15 protein-coding genes and 1 pseudogene are annotated in these 17497 nt (G+C 63.7%); 2 read left to right on the top strand and 14 right to left on the bottom strand.

All coding sequences use genetic code 11. From position 1 onward, the window contains the following. Positions 1-57 precede the first annotated feature (57 nt). Together CHB69_RS12000 and CHB69_RS20545 are read left to right on the top strand one after the other, a co-directional pair. Entirely contained in the window at positions 58-2604 is a 2547-nt protein-coding gene (locus tag CHB69_RS12000) for a TonB-dependent receptor (RefSeq protein ID WP_170935539.1), read from the top strand. Positions 2605-2606: 2 nt separating this feature from the next. Continuing rightward, positions 2607-4607: pseudogene (locus CHB69_RS20545) on the top strand (Atxe2 family lasso peptide isopeptidase); the annotation flags it as partial. Positions 4608-4697: 90 nt separating this feature from the next. Here the strand turns inward: CHB69_RS20545 and CHB69_RS11990 are convergent. The 14 genes from CHB69_RS11990 to trbB form a co-directional block, all read right to left on the bottom strand. Continuing rightward, positions 4698-6434: an asparagine synthase-related protein gene (locus CHB69_RS11990; RefSeq protein WP_089216232.1), complete on the bottom strand. Its 1737-nt coding sequence runs from the start codon at positions 6432-6434 to the stop codon at positions 4698-4700. Continuing rightward, positions 6434-7021 carry a lasso peptide biosynthesis B2 protein gene (locus tag CHB69_RS11985; protein WP_170935538.1) on the bottom strand — a complete coding sequence of 196 codons (588 nt, stop codon included), beginning with the start codon at positions 7019-7021 and terminating at the stop codon, positions 6434-6436. The genes CHB69_RS11990 and CHB69_RS11985 overlap by 1 nt, the downstream gene beginning before the upstream one ends. Positions 7022-7127: 106 nt before the next feature. Beyond that, the gene (locus CHB69_RS19745; protein WP_141133976.1) at positions 7128-7259 is read right to left on the bottom strand and encodes a benenodin family lasso peptide; all 132 of its coding nucleotides are present in this window, start codon (positions 7257-7259) and stop codon (positions 7128-7130) included. 297 nt (positions 7260-7556) lie between these two features. Beyond that, complete coding sequence (locus tag CHB69_RS11980) at positions 7557-7793, bottom strand: DUF2274 domain-containing protein (protein WP_089216230.1); 237 nt, start codon at positions 7791-7793, stop codon at positions 7557-7559. Next, positions 7793-9085, bottom strand: a complete 1293-nt coding sequence (locus CHB69_RS11975) for a TraB/TrbI/VirB10 family type IV secretion system protein (protein ID WP_089216229.1) — start codon at positions 9083-9085, stop codon at positions 7793-7795. The genes CHB69_RS11980 and CHB69_RS11975 overlap by 1 nt, the downstream gene beginning before the upstream one ends. Then, positions 9082-10098 carry a P-type conjugative transfer protein TrbG gene (gene trbG, locus CHB69_RS11970; protein WP_089216228.1) on the bottom strand — a complete coding sequence of 339 codons (1017 nt, stop codon included), beginning with the start codon at positions 10096-10098 and terminating at the stop codon, positions 9082-9084. The genes CHB69_RS11975 and trbG overlap by 4 nt, the downstream gene beginning before the upstream one ends. Then, positions 10095-10778 (bottom strand): conjugal transfer protein TrbF, encoded by a 684-nt coding sequence (gene trbF / locus CHB69_RS11965; protein WP_089216227.1) that lies wholly within the window; start codon positions 10776-10778, stop codon positions 10095-10097. The genes trbG and trbF overlap by 4 nt, the downstream gene beginning before the upstream one ends. A gap of 20 nt (positions 10779-10798) precedes the next feature. Beyond that, positions 10799-12175, bottom strand: coding sequence for a P-type conjugative transfer protein TrbL (trbL, locus tag CHB69_RS11960; protein ID WP_089216226.1), 1377 nt, complete (start codon positions 12173-12175; stop codon positions 10799-10801). Further along, positions 12172-12420 (bottom strand): putative entry exclusion protein TrbK-alt, encoded by a 249-nt coding sequence (gene trbK-alt, locus CHB69_RS11955; protein WP_089216225.1) that lies wholly within the window; start codon positions 12418-12420, stop codon positions 12172-12174. Before trbK-alt ends, trbL begins: the two co-directional genes overlap by 4 nt. A 1-nt stretch (position 12421) precedes the next feature. Beyond that, entirely contained in the window at positions 12422-13141 is a 720-nt protein-coding gene (trbJ, locus tag CHB69_RS11950) for a P-type conjugative transfer protein TrbJ (protein ID WP_089216224.1), read from the bottom strand. Further along, positions 13138-15627 (bottom strand): conjugal transfer protein TrbE, encoded by a 2490-nt coding sequence (trbE, locus tag CHB69_RS11945; RefSeq protein WP_089216223.1) that lies wholly within the window; start codon positions 15625-15627, stop codon positions 13138-13140. Before trbE ends, trbJ begins: the two co-directional genes overlap by 4 nt. Next, positions 15624-15893, bottom strand: a complete 270-nt coding sequence (locus CHB69_RS11940; protein WP_086485866.1) for a VirB3 family type IV secretion system protein — start codon at positions 15891-15893, stop codon at positions 15624-15626. The genes trbE and CHB69_RS11940 overlap by 4 nt, the downstream gene beginning before the upstream one ends. Beyond that, entirely contained in the window at positions 15893-16225 is a 333-nt protein-coding gene (locus CHB69_RS11935) for a TrbC/VirB2 family type IV secretion system protein (RefSeq protein ID WP_089216222.1), read from the bottom strand. The genes CHB69_RS11940 and CHB69_RS11935 overlap by 1 nt, the downstream gene beginning before the upstream one ends. Next, positions 16222-17157: a P-type conjugative transfer ATPase TrbB gene (gene trbB / locus CHB69_RS11930; protein WP_212541922.1), complete on the bottom strand. Its 936-nt coding sequence runs from the start codon at positions 17155-17157 to the stop codon at positions 16222-16224. Before trbB ends, CHB69_RS11935 begins: the two co-directional genes overlap by 4 nt. Positions 17158-17497 lie beyond the last annotated feature (340 nt).

Raw genomic sequence — 17497 nt, 5'->3', positions numbered from 1 at the left:
GGCATTATGGCGGTGAAACGGTTTCAGAGGTTGGCGGTACTGCTAGCGGGTGCCGCGATGGCGACGTTTCCGATGCCGGCGCTGGCGCAGAGCGATCAGACCTATCAGTTCGATCTCCAGGCGCAGGATCTGGGTGATGCGCTGCGCAGCGTCGCGGCCAAGGCAGGCTGGGAGCTTTATGCGTCGGCCGAGGATGTGAACGGCGTTCCCGCACCCAGGCTCGAAGGCGCGCTCACCGCACGGCAGGCGATCGAGCGCTTGCTGGCCGACACGAACCTGCGTGCTCGCTTCCGCGACGGAGCGGTGATCATCCGGGGGCGATCGGCAGCGATAGCGACGGCAGACGATGAGGCGCCCGACAGCGAGATCATTGTGACTGGCACCCATATCCGCAGCGGGGAAACCACATCCCCGGTGATCTCTGCGTCCCGAGACGCCATAGAGAAGAGCGGTCGCACGAACCTTGGAGAATATATTCGCGACCTACCTCAGAACTTCAATGGCGGGCAGAATCCCGGCGTGGTCGGCGGCGGCACTCAGGGTGGAAGCGAGAACCTCGCATCAACCTCGACCCTCAATTTGCGCGGCCTTGGCCCCGATGCGACGCTGACGCTGATCAACGGGCACCGCATCGCCTATGACGGCGCATTTCAGGGCGTCGATATTTCGGCTATTCCGCTTGCCGCTCTCGACCGTCTGGAAATCGTCGCGGACGGGGCATCAGCCCTATATGGATCAGATGCCGTCGGTGGTGTCGCCAACATCATCCTGCGCCGGGACTTTGATGGCATTTGGTCATCCGCGCGAATCTCCGGCACAACCGAAGGGGGCAATTTCCAGCAGCAATATGGCTTGGTCACCGGTGCGCGGTGGCAGGGCGGCGGTTTCATGGCCGCGGGCGATTTCAATCGCTCGACCGAGATCGTCGCAGGTCAGCGATCCGTCACGGATCATCTCCATCGCTCGGCGACATTGCTTCCCGCGCAGCGCCAGTACAGTGCGGTCTTCGCCGGGCACCAGCGTCTGTCGGATCAGATCGAATTCGAGTTCGACGGGCAATATAGTCGGCGTCGGAGTAAATCCGCGAGTCCGCTGATGACGACCGCCCCGGCAACGACGAGCGGTTATCTCTATTCGCCGAGCGTCGAAAGTTACTCGGTCACCCCATCTGTCAGGCTTTCGCTGCCCAGCGGTTGGGAAATGAGCCTCAGCGGCACATTGGGACGCAGCCTGACCGAGGTCGAATCCCGAAGCTTCAGCGGCGGCGCGCTCGCATCGGTCACGCGGGTCGCATATGATAATCAGATCCAGTCGATCGAACTTCGCGGAGACGGCAACCTCGTCAACCTTCCCGGCGGCGATGTGGGACTTGCCCTGGGCGCCGGCTACCGCGGCTTCTCGCTGGATGCAGAATCCCGGCGACATATCGGCGCATCGACGGTCAATCTTCTGAACATCGACCATAAGGAAAATGTCGTCTTTGCCTTTGGCGAGCTCGCCATCCCCGTGTTCGGCCCGGGCAATAGTCGGCCATTTCTCGACTTCTTCCAGCTCACCGGGGCGATGCGCTATGAAAGATATGACGGGCTGGCCAGCGTAGCATCGCCCAAACTCGGCTTTATCTATCGGCCGTCGCCGGCGTTCACGATCCGAGGCGGCTGGGGAAAGTCGTTCAAGGCTCCCACCTTCTATCAGCGCTACAAGACCTATCAGGCCCTACTCCTCCCGGCCGCGCTTCTTGGCGCCACCGGGGACACCGCCAGCCGTCCGGTTCTATACGTCGCTGGCGGCAATGCGGACCTCCAACCTGAGCGTGCGACGGTCTGGAACATAAGTGCGAGCTATGAACCTCAGGCGATGCCCGCGCTCCGTCTCGAGGCCAACTACTTCAACGTGCGTTACCGGAACCGCGTCGCCGATCCAATCGCATCGGTCCTCGGGGTGCTGAGCAATCCTGCATACGCAAGCCTTGTCACCTTCAACCCCAGCGAAACCCTTCTGGACAGGCTGATCGCTCCCGCCGCGAGTGCGCTCGGCCTCCAGAACATCACCGGCCGGCCTTATGATCCTTCGACCGTCTATGCCGCCGTCGATGCGCGCTCGAACAATACCGCCTATCAGAGCGCCGAGGGCATCGACCTGTCTGCCCGCTACAGGTTCGATCTGGATCCGGGAGGGCACATCGATTTCACAGCCGCCGCCAGTTACATCGAGAGCGAGCGGCGCCTGATTGAAAGTGAGGATCCTAGCCCTTTTGCTGGCGTCATTTTCCGTTCGCCTCACTGGCGCGCCCGCGGAGGCGCAACCTTCGAGCAAAATAATGTCGCGCTCTCGGCCTTCCTCCAATATGTTGGAGGAGTCACCGATGACCGGATTGAACCCGATGTCAGGGTTGGGTCGTTTCTCGCGGCCGATCTCTCGGCCAAACTGTCAGGGTCAACTGGCATCTGGCGCGGCACTGATTTGACGCTGACAATCTCGAACATCTTCAACGAAATGCCATATCGGATTCGGTCCCGATCAGCGATCGATCCGGGTTATGATTCCACCAACTATTCGATCCTCGGTCGAACGATCAGCGTAACGCTCGCAAAGCGCTGGTAGCTATGGGCGCGCTCATGGCTGCGCTGGTTGGCATCGCTGCCGCGGCACCAACTGGCGATACGCCGTCGACCTTGTGCGCGGACATCGACTGGTCGGAGGCGAAACCCCCACCGATCATTCGTGCGCTTGTGCCCGAGGATCTCGTGCGACTTCGCGATGTAGGGCCTGCGGGCGATGCTGCGTCGGGTGAGCATGCCTTTTCCCTTTCGCCCGATCGCCGCTTCCTCGCTTTTGAAATTCGGCAAGCTGATGCCGAGGCGAATGATTACTGCATTGCGAGGGTCGTCCTCCCCCTCTTTGGAGACCGGAAACCCGTCATCGTAAATGCGGGTGGGGAGCTGCGGCGAAAACCTGCCGGCGGCAATACCCTGCCCCAGCGCATGACCGGGCTACCGGTAGCTGACGCGCCTATCTGGTCGCCGGACGGGAGCTGGATCGCCTTCTTGCGCCAGGACGGAGGTCGAACCAGGCTTTGGCGCGCAGCGATCGACGGCAGCGGTTCGGCACCCATTGCCGCTGTCGATTCCGATGCTCGCGATTTCCGCTTCGCAAACGGGGCAACGATCGTGCTGAAGCTGGATGGAGACGTGCAGGAAGCTCGAGCAAATATCGAACGCGAAGCCAAGGTTGGTTTTCACTTTGACAGCCGATTTGCCCCCTTCAGTTCCAGCGGCCCATACGCCCCGGTTTCAGCGCCCGATCGATTGGTCACGCTCGACATCCGCTCGGGAAGCCTCCGTCCTGTAAATTCCCACGAGGCCCAATTATTCTCATCGGCCCGAGATGCACCAAACCAATGGACCGGTGAGCAAGCAGAGGGGGGCTGCGACACCGGGCGCGGCGATCAGGGAAAAGGGGTTCCCCCGATCACGCGGCTGACGCTCCGTTGTTCCTGGCGGGCAGTTCAAACTTGTGACCATCCTGCCTGTTCGGCTGGCGTGGGCGCGGCCTGGCTCGTCCCTGGAAGCGCCACTGTGCGTTTCGTCCGACGGGAAGGTTGGGCTCGAAGCGAAACGGCCATTTACGATTGGGATAGTGGCCGCGACACCATAAGAAGGCGCTATGCGACGACCGCGCTGCTGATCGATTGTCAGCCGCGCGACAGGCGCCAACTCATCTGCCTGCGCGAGACATCGCTGAAACCGCGGCATCTCGCTGCAATCGATCTTGATCGCGGACGAGCTCACATCATTGCGGATTTCAACCCAGAATTCTCCCGCCTCAAGATGGGACGAGCGCAGCGCATAATGCTGAAGAGCTCCGTTGGAATCCAAGCCTTTGGCGACCTCGTCTATCCAGCGGATTACCGCGCGGGCCAACGCTATCCTCTGATCGTGGTTCAATATGAATCCCGTGGTTTCCTGCGTGGAGGGACGGGCGATGAATTTCCGATTCAGGCTTTTGCGAGCAATGGATTTGCGGTGCTCAGCATCCAGCGCCCCGCGCCGGTCGGAGCCCTGTCGAGGCCAAAGGACTATGTCGAGGTCGATCGTATCAACTTGCAGGGATTCGCCGATCGGCAAAATGTGCTGTCGGTGGTCGAACAGGGCGTCCGATTGCTCGTTGATCGCGGGATCGCTGATCCCAAGGCTATCGGGATAACCGGGCTCAGCGACGGATCATCGACGGTGCAGTTCGCCGCACTCAACAGCTCTCTCTTCTCGGCGGCGATCGTTAGCGGATGCTGTTGGGACACGAGCCAGACCGCGCTGCTCGGTCCGGCGGTTGCCGATCGATATGCCCGTATCGGGTGGCCGAGTATCAGCGAGGATGCTTCGTCATTCTGGTCGCGCATGTCGCTATCCCGGAACGCCCGCCGGGTCGCATTCCCGATACTCTTTTCGATGGCGGACGAAGAATTTCGAATGGCGCTCGAGGCGTTCACGGCGCTCCGCGAGGTCGGAAGACCCGCCGACCTCTACGTCTTCCCCGACGAGCATCACATCAAATGGCAGCCGGCGCACCGGCTCGTCGCCTATCGGCGCGGGATCGACTGGTTTCGTTACTGGCTTCGCGGTGAATTACCTGTTGCAGGCAGACGGCGAGAGGAAGCGCTGCGCTGGCAGGCGATGGACCGAAGACTGGCTGACTTATCACAGCCAGCTCGGGCGCAAATCGGCCGTGCTCCAGCCATCGATCCATGCTTCGGTGTCGAGCAGCGAGAGGATACGCGTGTAATGGCCTCCGCTGGCGAGGCTGGCTTCGGTGAGCGCCATCTCCAGGGCGCGCCCGTCAACGATATGGTTGCGGAGGAGCGCCCCGTCCATCAGGCGTGTGCGGATGGCCGGGAGGTGCGACCGGAGGATCTGCAGGGCGAAGTGATCGGGGCCACCCTTGATCCGCCGCTCAATGACGGTCGGCGGTAGATCGCCGGTAAAAGCCCGCCTCGTGAAGGATCGATCGCTGCCGCCGCGGCAGGCTTCCCAGCTCGGCACCGAAAGGCACGCCTCGATGATCGGTTGGGACATCAGCGGATGTACTGGGTCGAAGGGAAAGCGCCGATCCTGTGCCTCCATATAGCCTTGAGCCCGAATGATCATCGCGATATGCGCCGCTTTCCCAGGCAGGCTATCGACCGGCCCCTCGAGCCAGGGATGGGTCAGCTGCTCCTCCTTGAAGTGGTCGATAACGGCGGGCGCCAGCAACTCGGCATTGGGTCGCCAATGATATTTCGGACCGGGCACACGCGGAATTTGAAGGACTTGTCTGAAGACCTGCCATGGGGTCGATCCAGTAAGCCGGCAAATGTCCAATAGTGTCGAACGCAGATCGGTGAGCGTCCCGCCCATGAGATATCGGTCGACGAGCGGACGGGCCGAGTTGGATAAGTAGAAAACATTGTCGCCGCCCACGCCGGAGAAAAAGGCATTTGCCGAATGGCGCTTCGCGAGATCGACGAGCAGCTTGTCGTAGGCCTGTAGCTGCGCCCGTCCGCCGGGGCGGGGCGCATGAATGAAGCTGGAGCGAGAAATATCGACTTCAGAAAGATCATAGGTGGCTTCAAACAGCGGAATGTTGAGAGCGCGGGCGAGGCCGCGAGCAAAGGAGCGCTCATCGCCGCGCGGATCGCCGGTGGCGATTGTGAAGGCATGAAGTTCAGCGTGATGCCGCGCGCCAAGCGCGACGATCGACGAATCGAGGCCACCGGAAACCCCTATGAGGATCGAGGGGAATTGCGTGGCCCACGCCGTGATGCAATCGAGGACAATCTGCCGAAAGGTATTGAGGTTGGGAGCCTGACGATCGACGCAGGTCCAAGGGGACCAAATGATCGTCTCTTCGGCCCGCCCCTTTACAATCTTCAGCGTCATCCCCGGTAAGAGCTGAAAGATGCCTGCAAGGGCGGTCGTCCTTTGCGGCAGACCGTTGACGTATAATGTCCTGCCCAGTTCGTGCCAGTCGATCGCCGGCTGCTGGCCGCTTGCCTCGCAAAGGAGGGGGACGTCCGACGCGACGTAAAATATGTCGTCCCAGCTCCCATAATAGCAGGGTAGCATCCCTGAAGGGTCGCGCATGATTTCAACGCGGTCATCGCTCTCGAAGCACAGGGAATAGCTGCCCCAATAATGTTGCAGAACCTCGGCGGGGCAGCGAATATCAAGAATTCCGCTGCGGTCTGCTCCAGGCAGCGGTGTCGCGTCTCGCTCGAACAGATGGCCGAACGCCACCGTTTTTCCCCACCGCCGCATCGCATCCGGCTGATTGGCGAACAGGCGCACACGGGAACTGGAATAGATGAGCCGCAAATCCAGCTGAGCCAGGTGTTGCGCGACAGACTCTGATTCCGCTCGCCCGGGATCGCGGACCTCGAAGAGGAACCGGTGGGCCATCACAATGCAAATATGGGCGTGAAGCAGCGAACGCGTTCCAGGCTGTCATTGGCAACACAGTCTTCCGACTGGACCCAGCAATGGGCTGCAAAGGGGTCGAGCTTGACCCCGAGGACCAATGTGGGTGCGAAACCGAGGCGAAAGGCGAGCATCCGAAAGGCAATGGAGCGCGCGAGACATTGATCTGCTTCGCCCATCCACAGCGACGCGTGCTGAAACGCGGCATGAAGGTTCGCAAGCGTCTGAGCCGAGGCGTTGTGAGAACGTCGCGGCGCTCGATGTCGTTCGTGCGCCAAAAGCCGTGCGAACCGCCAGCGCTTCAGCCGCGATCGAACCAGCCAATGTGCCGCGCTGGCCCAAAGCACTGAAGATGCCCGATCGGACGGCGCCATTTCCCTGGTCGGTATCGCATGCGCATCCGGCCGAGCAGCAAATTCTCGCGGCGTAGGTTTTTCAATTCCCAGAGCGCGCAGACGCTCAGCATCGGCGCTGGCCATCGCGTCTCCATCGATCACCGTCCGGACAAAGGCTTGATTCAGCTGCGATGGCAGGCAGAAATAACGGTCTCGTTCGACATCGAGAAACACGGCACGATCATCGCACACGCAATAGCTGATTCCGGTTGTCGGAAGTCCCCCCATCATATCCGTCCGTGGGCCGGCGCGCCCGGGCTTGCCGGGCACGCCAAACCACTCAGTCGTCGGACAGGCCGGCGAAGTTCTGTTCGGTCGAAACGCTGTCGAGGATGAGTTCACCCCCGCCTTTGGTTTCGACGGACGCCTTGCCCAGTTCGACGATGTCTTCGGTCACATCAGTGCGTTCCATTGTCTCACTCCTTCCTTCACGCGACTCGAATAGCCGCAAGCGGAAGGGTTTCAGATCGAGTTGCGGCAATCTATTTTATAATCGAATTATAATCCGATTATAATCAATGCCGCGTTCGGTGAATGACTTTAGTTGACGCTATAGTGACCGAGTAGTGAGATCGTGCGTTGGGAGCACGCACCGACGCCTTTAGCTTGAGCCTGGACATACGCGTCAGTCACCCGGTCACCCGCTCGCAAGCAAGCGGTGGCGCTATTCTAGCGGATAGGAAGCGCATGTGTATCCGCTATCCGAAATTTAATCCGATTTGGACCCGGACTGACTTCTGTTCCTGACAAAACCGCGATCGGTGGCCATGAACCGTTCGAGCATCGGCGCAATCAGGCGCTCGACAGGGAGCGGCTGAGAAAGGCCCGTCTGGGCGGCGTGAACCCTGGCATAGGCAATGAGATCGCGGTGGACGGACGCTGGCAATTCCAGTGTCAGCTTGACCGGCTTGTCATCGTCGATCGGCCCCAGTTTCAGCTTGCTCATCACTGTTCCTCCCGCGGCGGCTCGAGCACCAAATCGCGCGTCACGATGACGTGAAGGACATGGCCTGGGCGTATGGTGAGCGTCGGCGGGATACCGAGTTGACGCTGCACGACCTGGCGTCCCGTTTGATTGATCGTGTCCTGCGTGCCGTAGCGCAACGCCTCGACCAACGCGTCGTCGCTGTCGGTTGTAAGCTCGGTGCCGACGCCCAGCAACGTCGAGATCAGCGCGGCCTTGAGCATGCTGCCCCAATGATAGTTCACGCGATCCCGAATCCCCGCCATACCGGACGCATCGGCACCTGGCTGGCGGTCCAGCAGGATCGAGCGGCCGCCTGGAAGAATAAGCCGATCCCAGGCGAGCAGCACGCGGCTTTGGCCCGCCGAGACTTCGCTGTCATATTCGCCGATCAGCCGCGAGCCCTGCGGGATGAGAAGAATGCGTCCCGTCGGGCTGTCATAGACATTCTGCGTGACCTGGGCGGCGATCTGGCCGGGCAGGTCCGACTGGATGCCGGTGATCAACGCGGCCGGGATGACGCTGCCCGCCTGCACGATATAAGGTGAGACCGGAGGAGCGATCCGCTCATCGCTGGCGGTGGAGCGGTCGGCGGCGACGGCCATAAAGCCCCGCTTGCCAGTCGGCGCGGGAGCCGGATTGGTTGCAATGCCAACTGAAGCGGGCGGCATAGCCTGCTCTGCAGACGCCGCCGAAGCGCGCGCGCCGCTCATTGCTTCGCCGAGGAACAATCGACTGGTGCGCGCGGTGTCGCGCTCCTGCACGATGCGCTGGCGGGCCTGTTCCGCTGCAGCGATGCGCGGGTCCACCGATTGAGGAGCCGGCGTCCCCATGGGCGGCGCGGGAACGGGCTGACCATTTTGCTGCGCCGAGAGAATCGGGCGGCCGAGGTCGCCCGGGAGCGGCTGACCGAGCTTGGGAACCTTGTCGTAGCTGGCCGGCGCCGCGGTCACATTATCCGCCTTATTCCGGCTCTCGGTTTCGACGAGATTCGGTGCGTCGGCATGACGCGCGGGCAGAAGTGCATAGACGAGCGCGCCGCCGATGCTGAGGCAGGCGACCGCACCGACAGAGGCAAGCGCCTTGCGCGAAAGGCGCATGACGGACGGCGGATCGCCGCGCAACCGGAATGCCTGCCCATCATGGACGGGGCGCGGAGCGGTAACTGGCGCCGCTTCCGGTTCCTCCCCGGTATTCGGCCTGGCTGCGGGATCCTGCGGCAGGCCGGCTACCGGCTCCCCAGCTTCAGCCCTTTCTCCTCCCGGCCCGCTCATGACCGGCCCTTACGGCACGGGCTTTCGCGCTCGATGCTGACCTTTGCCTCGCGTTTGCCCGAAGCAAGCCGCAATTCGGCACGGGAAAAAAGCCGGTCGACGATCATATAGCGGCCGACGACGCGGTAATTGACCAGCTCGGTGGTTCCGGTGTCGCCCACGACGAACAGCGGCGGCATGTCGGTGCGCTCCACGCCTTCAGCAAATTCGATGAAGATCTGCCGGCCATCATCGAACACACGCACCGGCCGCCAGTCGGGCCTATCCCCGTCGATCCGATAGCCAAAATTGAGGGCGGTGAGGTCCACACCCGAAGCCAGCGGCGTATTGCGCGCCCGCCCGGTTTCGGTGGTCCGCAGTGCGATGAGCTGATCTTGCGGATAGATCCACGACACCGAGGCCATCCAGGTGGAGGGCGTTGCACGCAGTTCCAGATGATAGGTGCGCCGGTCGGTATTGATGATCAGATTCGTGGCAATGTCCGGCCGGGTGGGCTTCGCGAGGATATGTACGCGCGCCGTCGGACCAGCCCCGCTCACCGTGTCGCCGATGATCCAGCGCACGGTGTCACCGGCCGCGACCGGCCCGGGGCCTACAAGTTGTTCGCCTTCCTGAAGCGCGATGTCGGTCACCTGACCGGGCGCGGCATAGACCTGATAGAGCGCGCCATCGGCCCAGGGATATTGCTGGATCGCGTTCACATAGCCGTTGCGAGTGGGCTCCACGCGGGCGGCGTCATTGGCCGCTCCGACACGGCGGCGCGGATCGACCGGCTCCGGCGGTAGCTGCGCCGTATCCCCGATCGGCTTCAACTGGCCGGGCAGCGGCAAAGGCTCGGGGATGGCTACGACCTGCACGGCCCGCTTCGGTTCCGGCGCTGGCGTCGCGAGCACCTCGCGCGGCGCTTCCTGGACGGTCGCGCGCGGCTTCGCGGACGTCGTGGCGCAGGCGCCAAGCGCGGACGCGGAGATCAGCAAGGCCGGAACAGCCTTGCGAAATGAAATCTGTCTCATTGGCTGAGTTCCTTCGACCAGTTGAGGGCATTGACGAACACGCCCAGCGGGTTCTTGCGCAGCCCTTCGGGGGTGCGTGGGGTCTGGACGGTGACGGTGAGGATCGCGGACCAGCGCGAGGTCTCGGCAAGCGCGCCGTCAGAATAGCGCCGCTCGGTCCAGGCGACCCGGAAACTGTCATTGGAGGCGCGGATCACACTCGACACATCGACCGCCACCTGCACCTTTCCGACCAGAGCGAACGGGTCGTTGCTGCGCGCATAGTCGTTGAGCGCGAGCCCGCCTTTGTCGGTGGTAAAATCATAGGCGCGCAGCCAGTTCTGACGCAGCACGATCGGATCGGCGGGAACCGAGCGCACCCCTTCGATGAAGCGCGCGAGATGGAATGCGATCTGCGGATCGGTCGGGCGATAATCGACGTCAGCGGGCGCAACGGCCTGCGCCGCACCCAGCTTGTCGACCTCGACCACCCAGGGGGTGATATGTCCCCGCGCCGATTGCCAAACGAGGCCCGCAGACAATCCGCCCGAAAGCGCGAGGCAACCGAAAAAGGCGAGCCGCCAGTTCTTCGCTGCGGATCGCGCCGAGCCGATACGATCGTCCCAGACCTGCGCGGCACGCTGGTAGGGCGTGACCGGCTCAGGCGATTGGCCATAGCGGATGGAGGGTCTTCGAAACATGCAGGTGTCCTTTCGAGAATTCAGCTCTTGTCGGAGACGTCGGGGCCGTTGCCGCCGCCATGGCTGTCGCCGCCCTTGAGGGTGTGCGCCGCCATGGTCGCGCCCTGAGTCATGGCCTGGCGATGCTTCATGGCTTTCGCCCAGGAGGGCGGCCCGCTCGATGAAGATGCCGGTCCCGCTCCGGACTCCGCGGGAGCGGCGGCAGTCGAAGCAGCCGGGCCTTCCGGTGCCGCTCCGAAGCTGGAGCGCGCGCCGCTGCGAAAGTTCGACCGCAATGCCTGCCCAGCCTTGTCGGCCATCTTGCGCAAGGGCGAGACGGCAGCCCTGCCGGCACCGGCAAGCGCGGCCTCTCCCGTAGCGGCCATCCCTCCAGCAACAGCGCTGGCGCCGGCCTTGCCGAACGAGCCCATGCTGTAGGCGGCAGCCGCGGCGCCGGAGGCGCGGGCGGCACCGCTGGCGGTCGCGGCGGTCGCCCTGCCGCCCGCAGCGACGGCGGAACCGGCCGCACCGGCTGCAAGCTTCACGCCTGCGGCGCCGCCGGCCAACGAAGCGCCCGCAACAAGCGCCGTTCCGGCGGCGGCGCCTGCTCCGAGCTGCGGGCCGCCGGCGACGATACCATTGGCGATCCCGGGGCCGAAAATTCCGAGCCCGAGCAGGGTCAGCGCACCGAGCGCGATCGCCATGACCTGTTCGATATCGGGTTCGGCGCCGACGCCGGCATTGGTGAACTGGGTGAACAGCGTCGTGCCGATGCCGGTGATGACCGCGAGCACCAGAACCTTGACGCCCGACGAGATGACATGGCCCAGCACCTTCTCGGCCATGAAGGCGGTGCGATTGAAGAAGGCGAAGGGAAGGAGCACGAAGCCGGCGAGCGTGACCAGCTTGAACTCGATGATGGTGACGAACACCTGGATAGCGAGCACGAAGAACGCCAGCACCACGATCAGCCAGGCGACGAGCAGGATCATGATCTCGGGGAAATTGGTGAAGAGGCCGACCGGCCCCACCAGATCCTCGGTCGCATCGAGCAGCGGCGCGCCGGCATCGAGTCCGGTCGCAGCGACCGTGCCGGGCTTCATGAAATCGCCGAGCGCCATCCCGCCGCCCGATGCCTTGAGACCGAGCCCGGCGAAGCTGTCGAACAGGATGGTGGCGAGCGAGGAAAAGTTGCCGATGATATATGCGAAGACGCCGATATAGAGTGTCTTCTTCACCAGCCTCTGAAGCACATCCTCGTCGGCGCCCCAGGCCCAGAACAGCGCGGCGATGGTCACGTCGATCGCGATCAGCGTCGAGGACAGAAAGGCGACCTCGCCGCCAAGCAGCCCAAACCCGCTGTCGATGTAGCCCGTGAAGACGCCGAGAAAGGTGTCGATAACGCCAGTGTCATTCACGGCCGATCCTCCTTGCCATAGAAGCGGCGGCGCTTTTCTTCCCAGGCGGCCTCGCAGCCGCTGTCGGGCATGGTGAGAGTGCGGCAGCGGCGAAGATCGCGTGTCTGTGGATCGGCTGCGCTCTCGTCCGCCGGGACGATCACTGTCTCGACGTGGCGGCCCTCGCGGAGCGTGATGCCGATCGTCAGCGCCATGAGCAGGCCGCCAAGCGCACCCGCGGCTGCGATCTTCGCCGTGCGGCTCATGTCAGTTCTTGCCCCGGAAGCGGCGGAACCGTTCGCGTGCCTCGGCCTCGATCGCAGCGTTGCGCGCGGATTCGAGCGCCTGAGCGCGGCCCTGCGCGGCGACCGCGGCGGTGAGGTCGGCGAGCTGCTGCGACTGGAGCGCGAGAAGCTGGTTGCCGGCCTGCGCCGCCTGCAAAGCGCCGCTCGCCGACTGGCTGGCGCCGACCAGCGTGTCGATCGACGCGCGGGCGCCGTCGATATTATCGACCACGCCGGCCTGCACGCGCAGCGCATCCTCGAGCGCCCCGACGCTGTCTTCCCAGCGCGCATTGGCATTGGCGACCATCTGGGCATGGTCGCCGGTGAGCGCACTGCCCTTGTAGCGGCCTTCGAACGCCTGCTGGATGCTCTGCACATCATAGGCGATGCGCTGGGCCTGGCTCAGCAACTGCCGGGTCTGGTTGACCTGGTTCTGCAAGGTCGAAAGCGTCGAGACTGGCAGACTGGCGAGATTCTTCGCCTCGTTGATGAGGCTGGTCGCCTGGTTCTGGATCTGCTGGATTTGATTGTTGATCTGTTGCAGCGCGCGGGCCGCCTGCAAGACGTTCGACGCATAGTTTGTCGGGTCATAGACGATGCCGCCGAAACCGAACTGCGCCTGCGCCGGAACGGCGGTCATCGCGCCGGTGACGGACAGCGCGATGCCTGCCAGCAAGGCGCGGCGAAGCGGATATTTCTTCATGAGCGTAACTCCTCGGGATCGAGCGGCAGCAAGAGCTCGTCGCTCGGGATGGGTGCTGTCAGCGGATCGGGTTCGGGGAGCAGGCTGGCGGCCCATTCGAGGCCGCGATGCCTGAGCCATTGGGCGGCGAAAGCGTGCGTCCCATGCTTGGCGACAAGCTCGCCGATGCGGAGCTGGTCGGACTTTGCCGATGCGGCGGTGAAGGCCAGCGCGACTTCGCCGAGGCCCAGTTCGAACAGCCGGTTGCCGCGCCGCGACTGGCAATAATAATCGCGCTTGGGCGTTGCCCGGCTCAATATCTCGATCTGCCGGGCGTTAAGCCCGAACCGCTGATATATGCGTGAGATCTGCGGCTCGGCGGCGCGCTCATTCGGCAGGAAGATGCGCGTCGGGCAGCTTTCGATGATGGCGGGCGCAATGCTCGACGTCTCGATGTCGGCGAGGCTCTGGGTCGCGAAGATGACCGATGCATTCTTCTTGCGCAGGGTCTTCAGCCATTCACGAAGCTGCGCGGCAAAGGCGGGGCTATCGAGCACCAGCCAACCCTCGTCGATGATGATGAGCGTGGGTCGCCCGTCGAGCCGGCCTTCGATCCGGTGGAAGAGATAGGCGAGCACCGCGGCGGCCGACGCCGCGCCGACCAGCCCTTCGGTCTCGAATGCCTGGAAACTCGCCGCACCGAGATGCTCGGTCTCGGCATCAAGCAGTCGCCCCCAGGGACCGCCGACGCAATAAGGCGCGAGCGCCTGCTTCAGCTCCTGGCTTTGCAGCAGCACGGCCAGCCCAGTGAGCGTGCGTTCGGACGGCGGCGCCGAGGCGAGCGAGCCGAGCGCGGTCCACAGATGCTCCTTGGCGGTGGGATCGACCGTGACGCCTTCACTGGCAAGGATGGCAGCGAGCCATTCCGCAGCCCAGGCACGCTCTCCGGGATCGTCGATCCGAGCGAGCGGTTGCAGGCACACGCCATCCCCGCCTTCCCGGTCATGTAATGCGCCGCCGAGATCCTGCCAGTCGCCGCCGCAAGCTATCGCTGCCGCCCGGATCGAGCCGCCGAAGTCGAAGGCGAATATCTGATTGTCGGCATAGCGGCGGAACTGCATCGCCATCAGCGCCAGCAGGACGGATTTCCCGGCCCCGGTCGGCCCGACAATCAGCATGTGGCCGACATCCCCGACATGAAGCGAAAGACGGAACGGGGTGGAGCCTTCGGTCTTGCCATAAAGCAAGGGGGCGTCACCGAAATGCTCGTCCCGTTCCGCCCCCGCCCACACCGCTGACAGGGGGATCAGGTGGGCGAGATTGAGGGTGGAGATCGGAGGCTGGCGAACGTTGGCGTAAGTCTGGCCGGGCAACGAACCCAGCCAGGCCTCGATTGCGTTCATGCCCTCGATCGTCGCGGTGAAGTCGCGGCCCTGGATGATCTTCTCGACCAGCCGCAGCTTCTCGGCCGCCAATGCGGGATCGCGATCCCACACCGTCACGGTTGCGGTCACATAGGCGATGCCCGAATGGTCCGCGCCCAGTTCCTGCAGCGCCAGGTCTGCATCTGCCGCCTTGTTCGACGCATCGGTGTCGGTCAGCACCGACGCCTCATTGGTCATCACCTCTTTCAGAATCGCAGCGACGCTCTTGCGCTTGGCGAACCACTGGCGCCGGATCCTGGTCAGCAATTTGGTGGAATCGGTCTTGTCGAGCATGATCGCGCGCGTCGACCAGCGATAAGGGAAGGCCAGCCGGTTCAGTTCGTCGAGCAGACCGGGAAAGGTCGCTGTTGGAAAGCCGGTGACTGTAGCCACGCGCAGATGATGCTCGCCCAGCTTCGGCTCGAGCCCGCCGGTCAGCGCCTCATCGGTGAGCAGCGCATCGAGATAGCAAGGCGTTTCGGGCACCCGCACGCGCTGGCGCTTGGTCGATACGCATGAATGGAGGTAGGTCAGCGTGTCGACGTCATCGAGCCAGCGCACCTCGGGCATGAAGCCTTCGACCAGGTGGAGCACGCGGTTCGTCCGGTCGATGAAGCCCGCCAGCTGCTCATGCGGATCGACGCCGCTGCCCGAACGGCCTTCGTAGAGCCAGTTTTCCGCGCGCGCGGCCTCCTCGGCGGGCGGCATCCAGAGAAGGGTCAGATAATAGAAGCTCTCGAAATGGCTGCCCGCTTCCCGGAACTGCTCGCCGCGCTCCATATCGACGAGTGCCGAGACCGGATCGGGAAAGGCACTTTCCGGATAGTCCAGCGCGGGAACGCGCTGTGCTTCCACGAACACGGCCCAGCCGGAGCCGAGACGCCGCAGCGCGTTATTGAGACGCGCGGTCACCGAGACCAGTTCGGCGGGCGTGGCGCTGTCGAGATCGGGGCCGCGAAAGCGCGCCGTGCGCTGGAACGATCCGTCCTTGTTCAGCACCACGCCCGGTGCGACCAGTGCGACCCAAGGCAGGAAATCGGCAAGGCAAGCGGCCTTGGAGCGGTATTCGGCAAGGTTCATCATGGCCGCATCCAGACGGGATATTTGAGGTGGCGGCGGGCGACATCGACGAACTGCGGATCGCGCCGCGCGGCCCAGACCGACAGTGCATGGCCGATCGCCCAGAGCGCGAGACCGGCAATCCAGAGCCGGAGCCCCAGGCCGATGGCCCCGGCGAGCGTACCGTTGACGATGGCCAGGCTGCGCGGCGCGCCGCCGAGCAGGATGGGCTCGCAGAGTGCGCGGTGGACCGGCGCGTAATAGCCCGGAATGTCGTCCGCGCCGTTCATCACACCAGCGCCCCGCCGCCGAAGCTGAAGAAGCTGAGGAAGAAGGAGCTGGCGGCAAAGGCGATCGACAGGCCGAACACGATCTGGATCAGCCGCCGGAACCCGCCCGAGGTGTCGCCGAAGGCGAGGCTAAGGCCCGTGACGATGATGATGATCACCGCGACGATCTTGGCCACAGGGCCTTCGATCGATTCGAGGATCGATTGCAGCGGCGCTTCCCAGGGCATCGACGAGCCGCCGGCATGGGCCGGACCGGCTGTCATCAGCGTGACGAAGATTGCAGATGCGGCGAACGCGGCGCGACGGGCGCCGCGCCGGACGGCATGGGTCATCGGATTTCTCCTTGGGGGGCTGAGTGGGCAATGAGGCGGTAGTCGCCCGAGGCGGGGTCGAGTCCGTCGACACGGGCCAGTTCGGCGAGGCGGCGGCCATGGCCGTCGCGGACCAGCACGGCGACGAGGTTGATGGTCTCGGCGATGAGCGCGCGCGGCACGGTCACTACTGCTTCCTGGATGAGCTGCTCCATCCGGCGCAGCGCACCCAGCGCGGTCCCGGCGTGGATCGTGCCGATGCCGCCGGGATGGCCGGTGCCCCAGGCTTTGAGGAGATCGAGCGCCTCGGCCCCGCGCACCTCGCCGATGGGGATGCGATCAGGGCGCAGGCGGAGCGAGGAGCGAACGAGATCGGAGAGCGACGCGACGCCGTCTTTCGTCCGCATGGCGACAAGGTTCGGCGCGGCGCATTGCAGCTCGCGTGTGTCCTCGATCAGCACGACGCGATCGTTGGTCTTTGCCACTTCGGCCAGAAGCGCGTTGGTGAGCGTCGTTTTGCCCGTGCCGGTTCCGCCGGCGACGAGGATGTTCAGCCGATCCGTGACGCCAGTGCGCAGCGCGTCGGCCTGGGGCTGAGACATAATGCCTGCGGCCACATAGTCTGCCAGCGTAAACACCGCGACGGCTGGCTTGCGAATGGCAAAGGTCGGCGCGGTCACGACCGGCGGCAACAATCCTTCGAAGCGCTCGCCGGTTTCCGGCAGTTCGGCCGAGACACGGGGACTGCGGGCATGAACCTCGACGCCGACATGATGGGCAACGAGACGGATGATCCGTTCCGCGTCCGCAGGGGCCAACCGCCTTCCGGTATCGGCAAGGCCGGTGCCCAGCCGGTCCACCCACAGGCAGCCGTCCGGGTTGAGCATGACTTCGACGACCAGGGGATCGGTCAGCCAGTGTCCGACCATCGGTCCGATCGCGGTGCGCAGCATCCGCGCACCACGCGATCTCGCTTCTGTATCGGTCCAGTTCGATGCCATCATGATCCCCGCTTCCGGCGCGGATCAGGAATGTCCGCGCGACGGGGATGATTAAGAGACGCAGAAAAAGTGCGGATTCAACAAGGATTTGCGATCGTAGCAGGCTGGCGAAGTAATACAGGAAATGGCGTAGGCTGCGGTGATCTTTGTGCAATCCGATAGAACTCTGTGCGAGGCGCCGGGCATGGAACAGCTGAGCAGACTCGAGGAAATTTGACGGGATGATTGGGGATGGCTGTAGATGAAGATATATATGTTCCAAAATTCTACATGTGATGATACACATGCGCTA

Source organism: Sphingopyxis indica, from assembly GCF_900188185.1.
Taxonomy (GTDB): domain Bacteria; phylum Pseudomonadota; class Alphaproteobacteria; order Sphingomonadales; family Sphingomonadaceae; genus Sphingopyxis; species Sphingopyxis indica.
The sequence above is the reverse complement of the archived record's forward strand: the minus strand, read 5'-3'. Positions and strand labels throughout refer to the sequence as shown.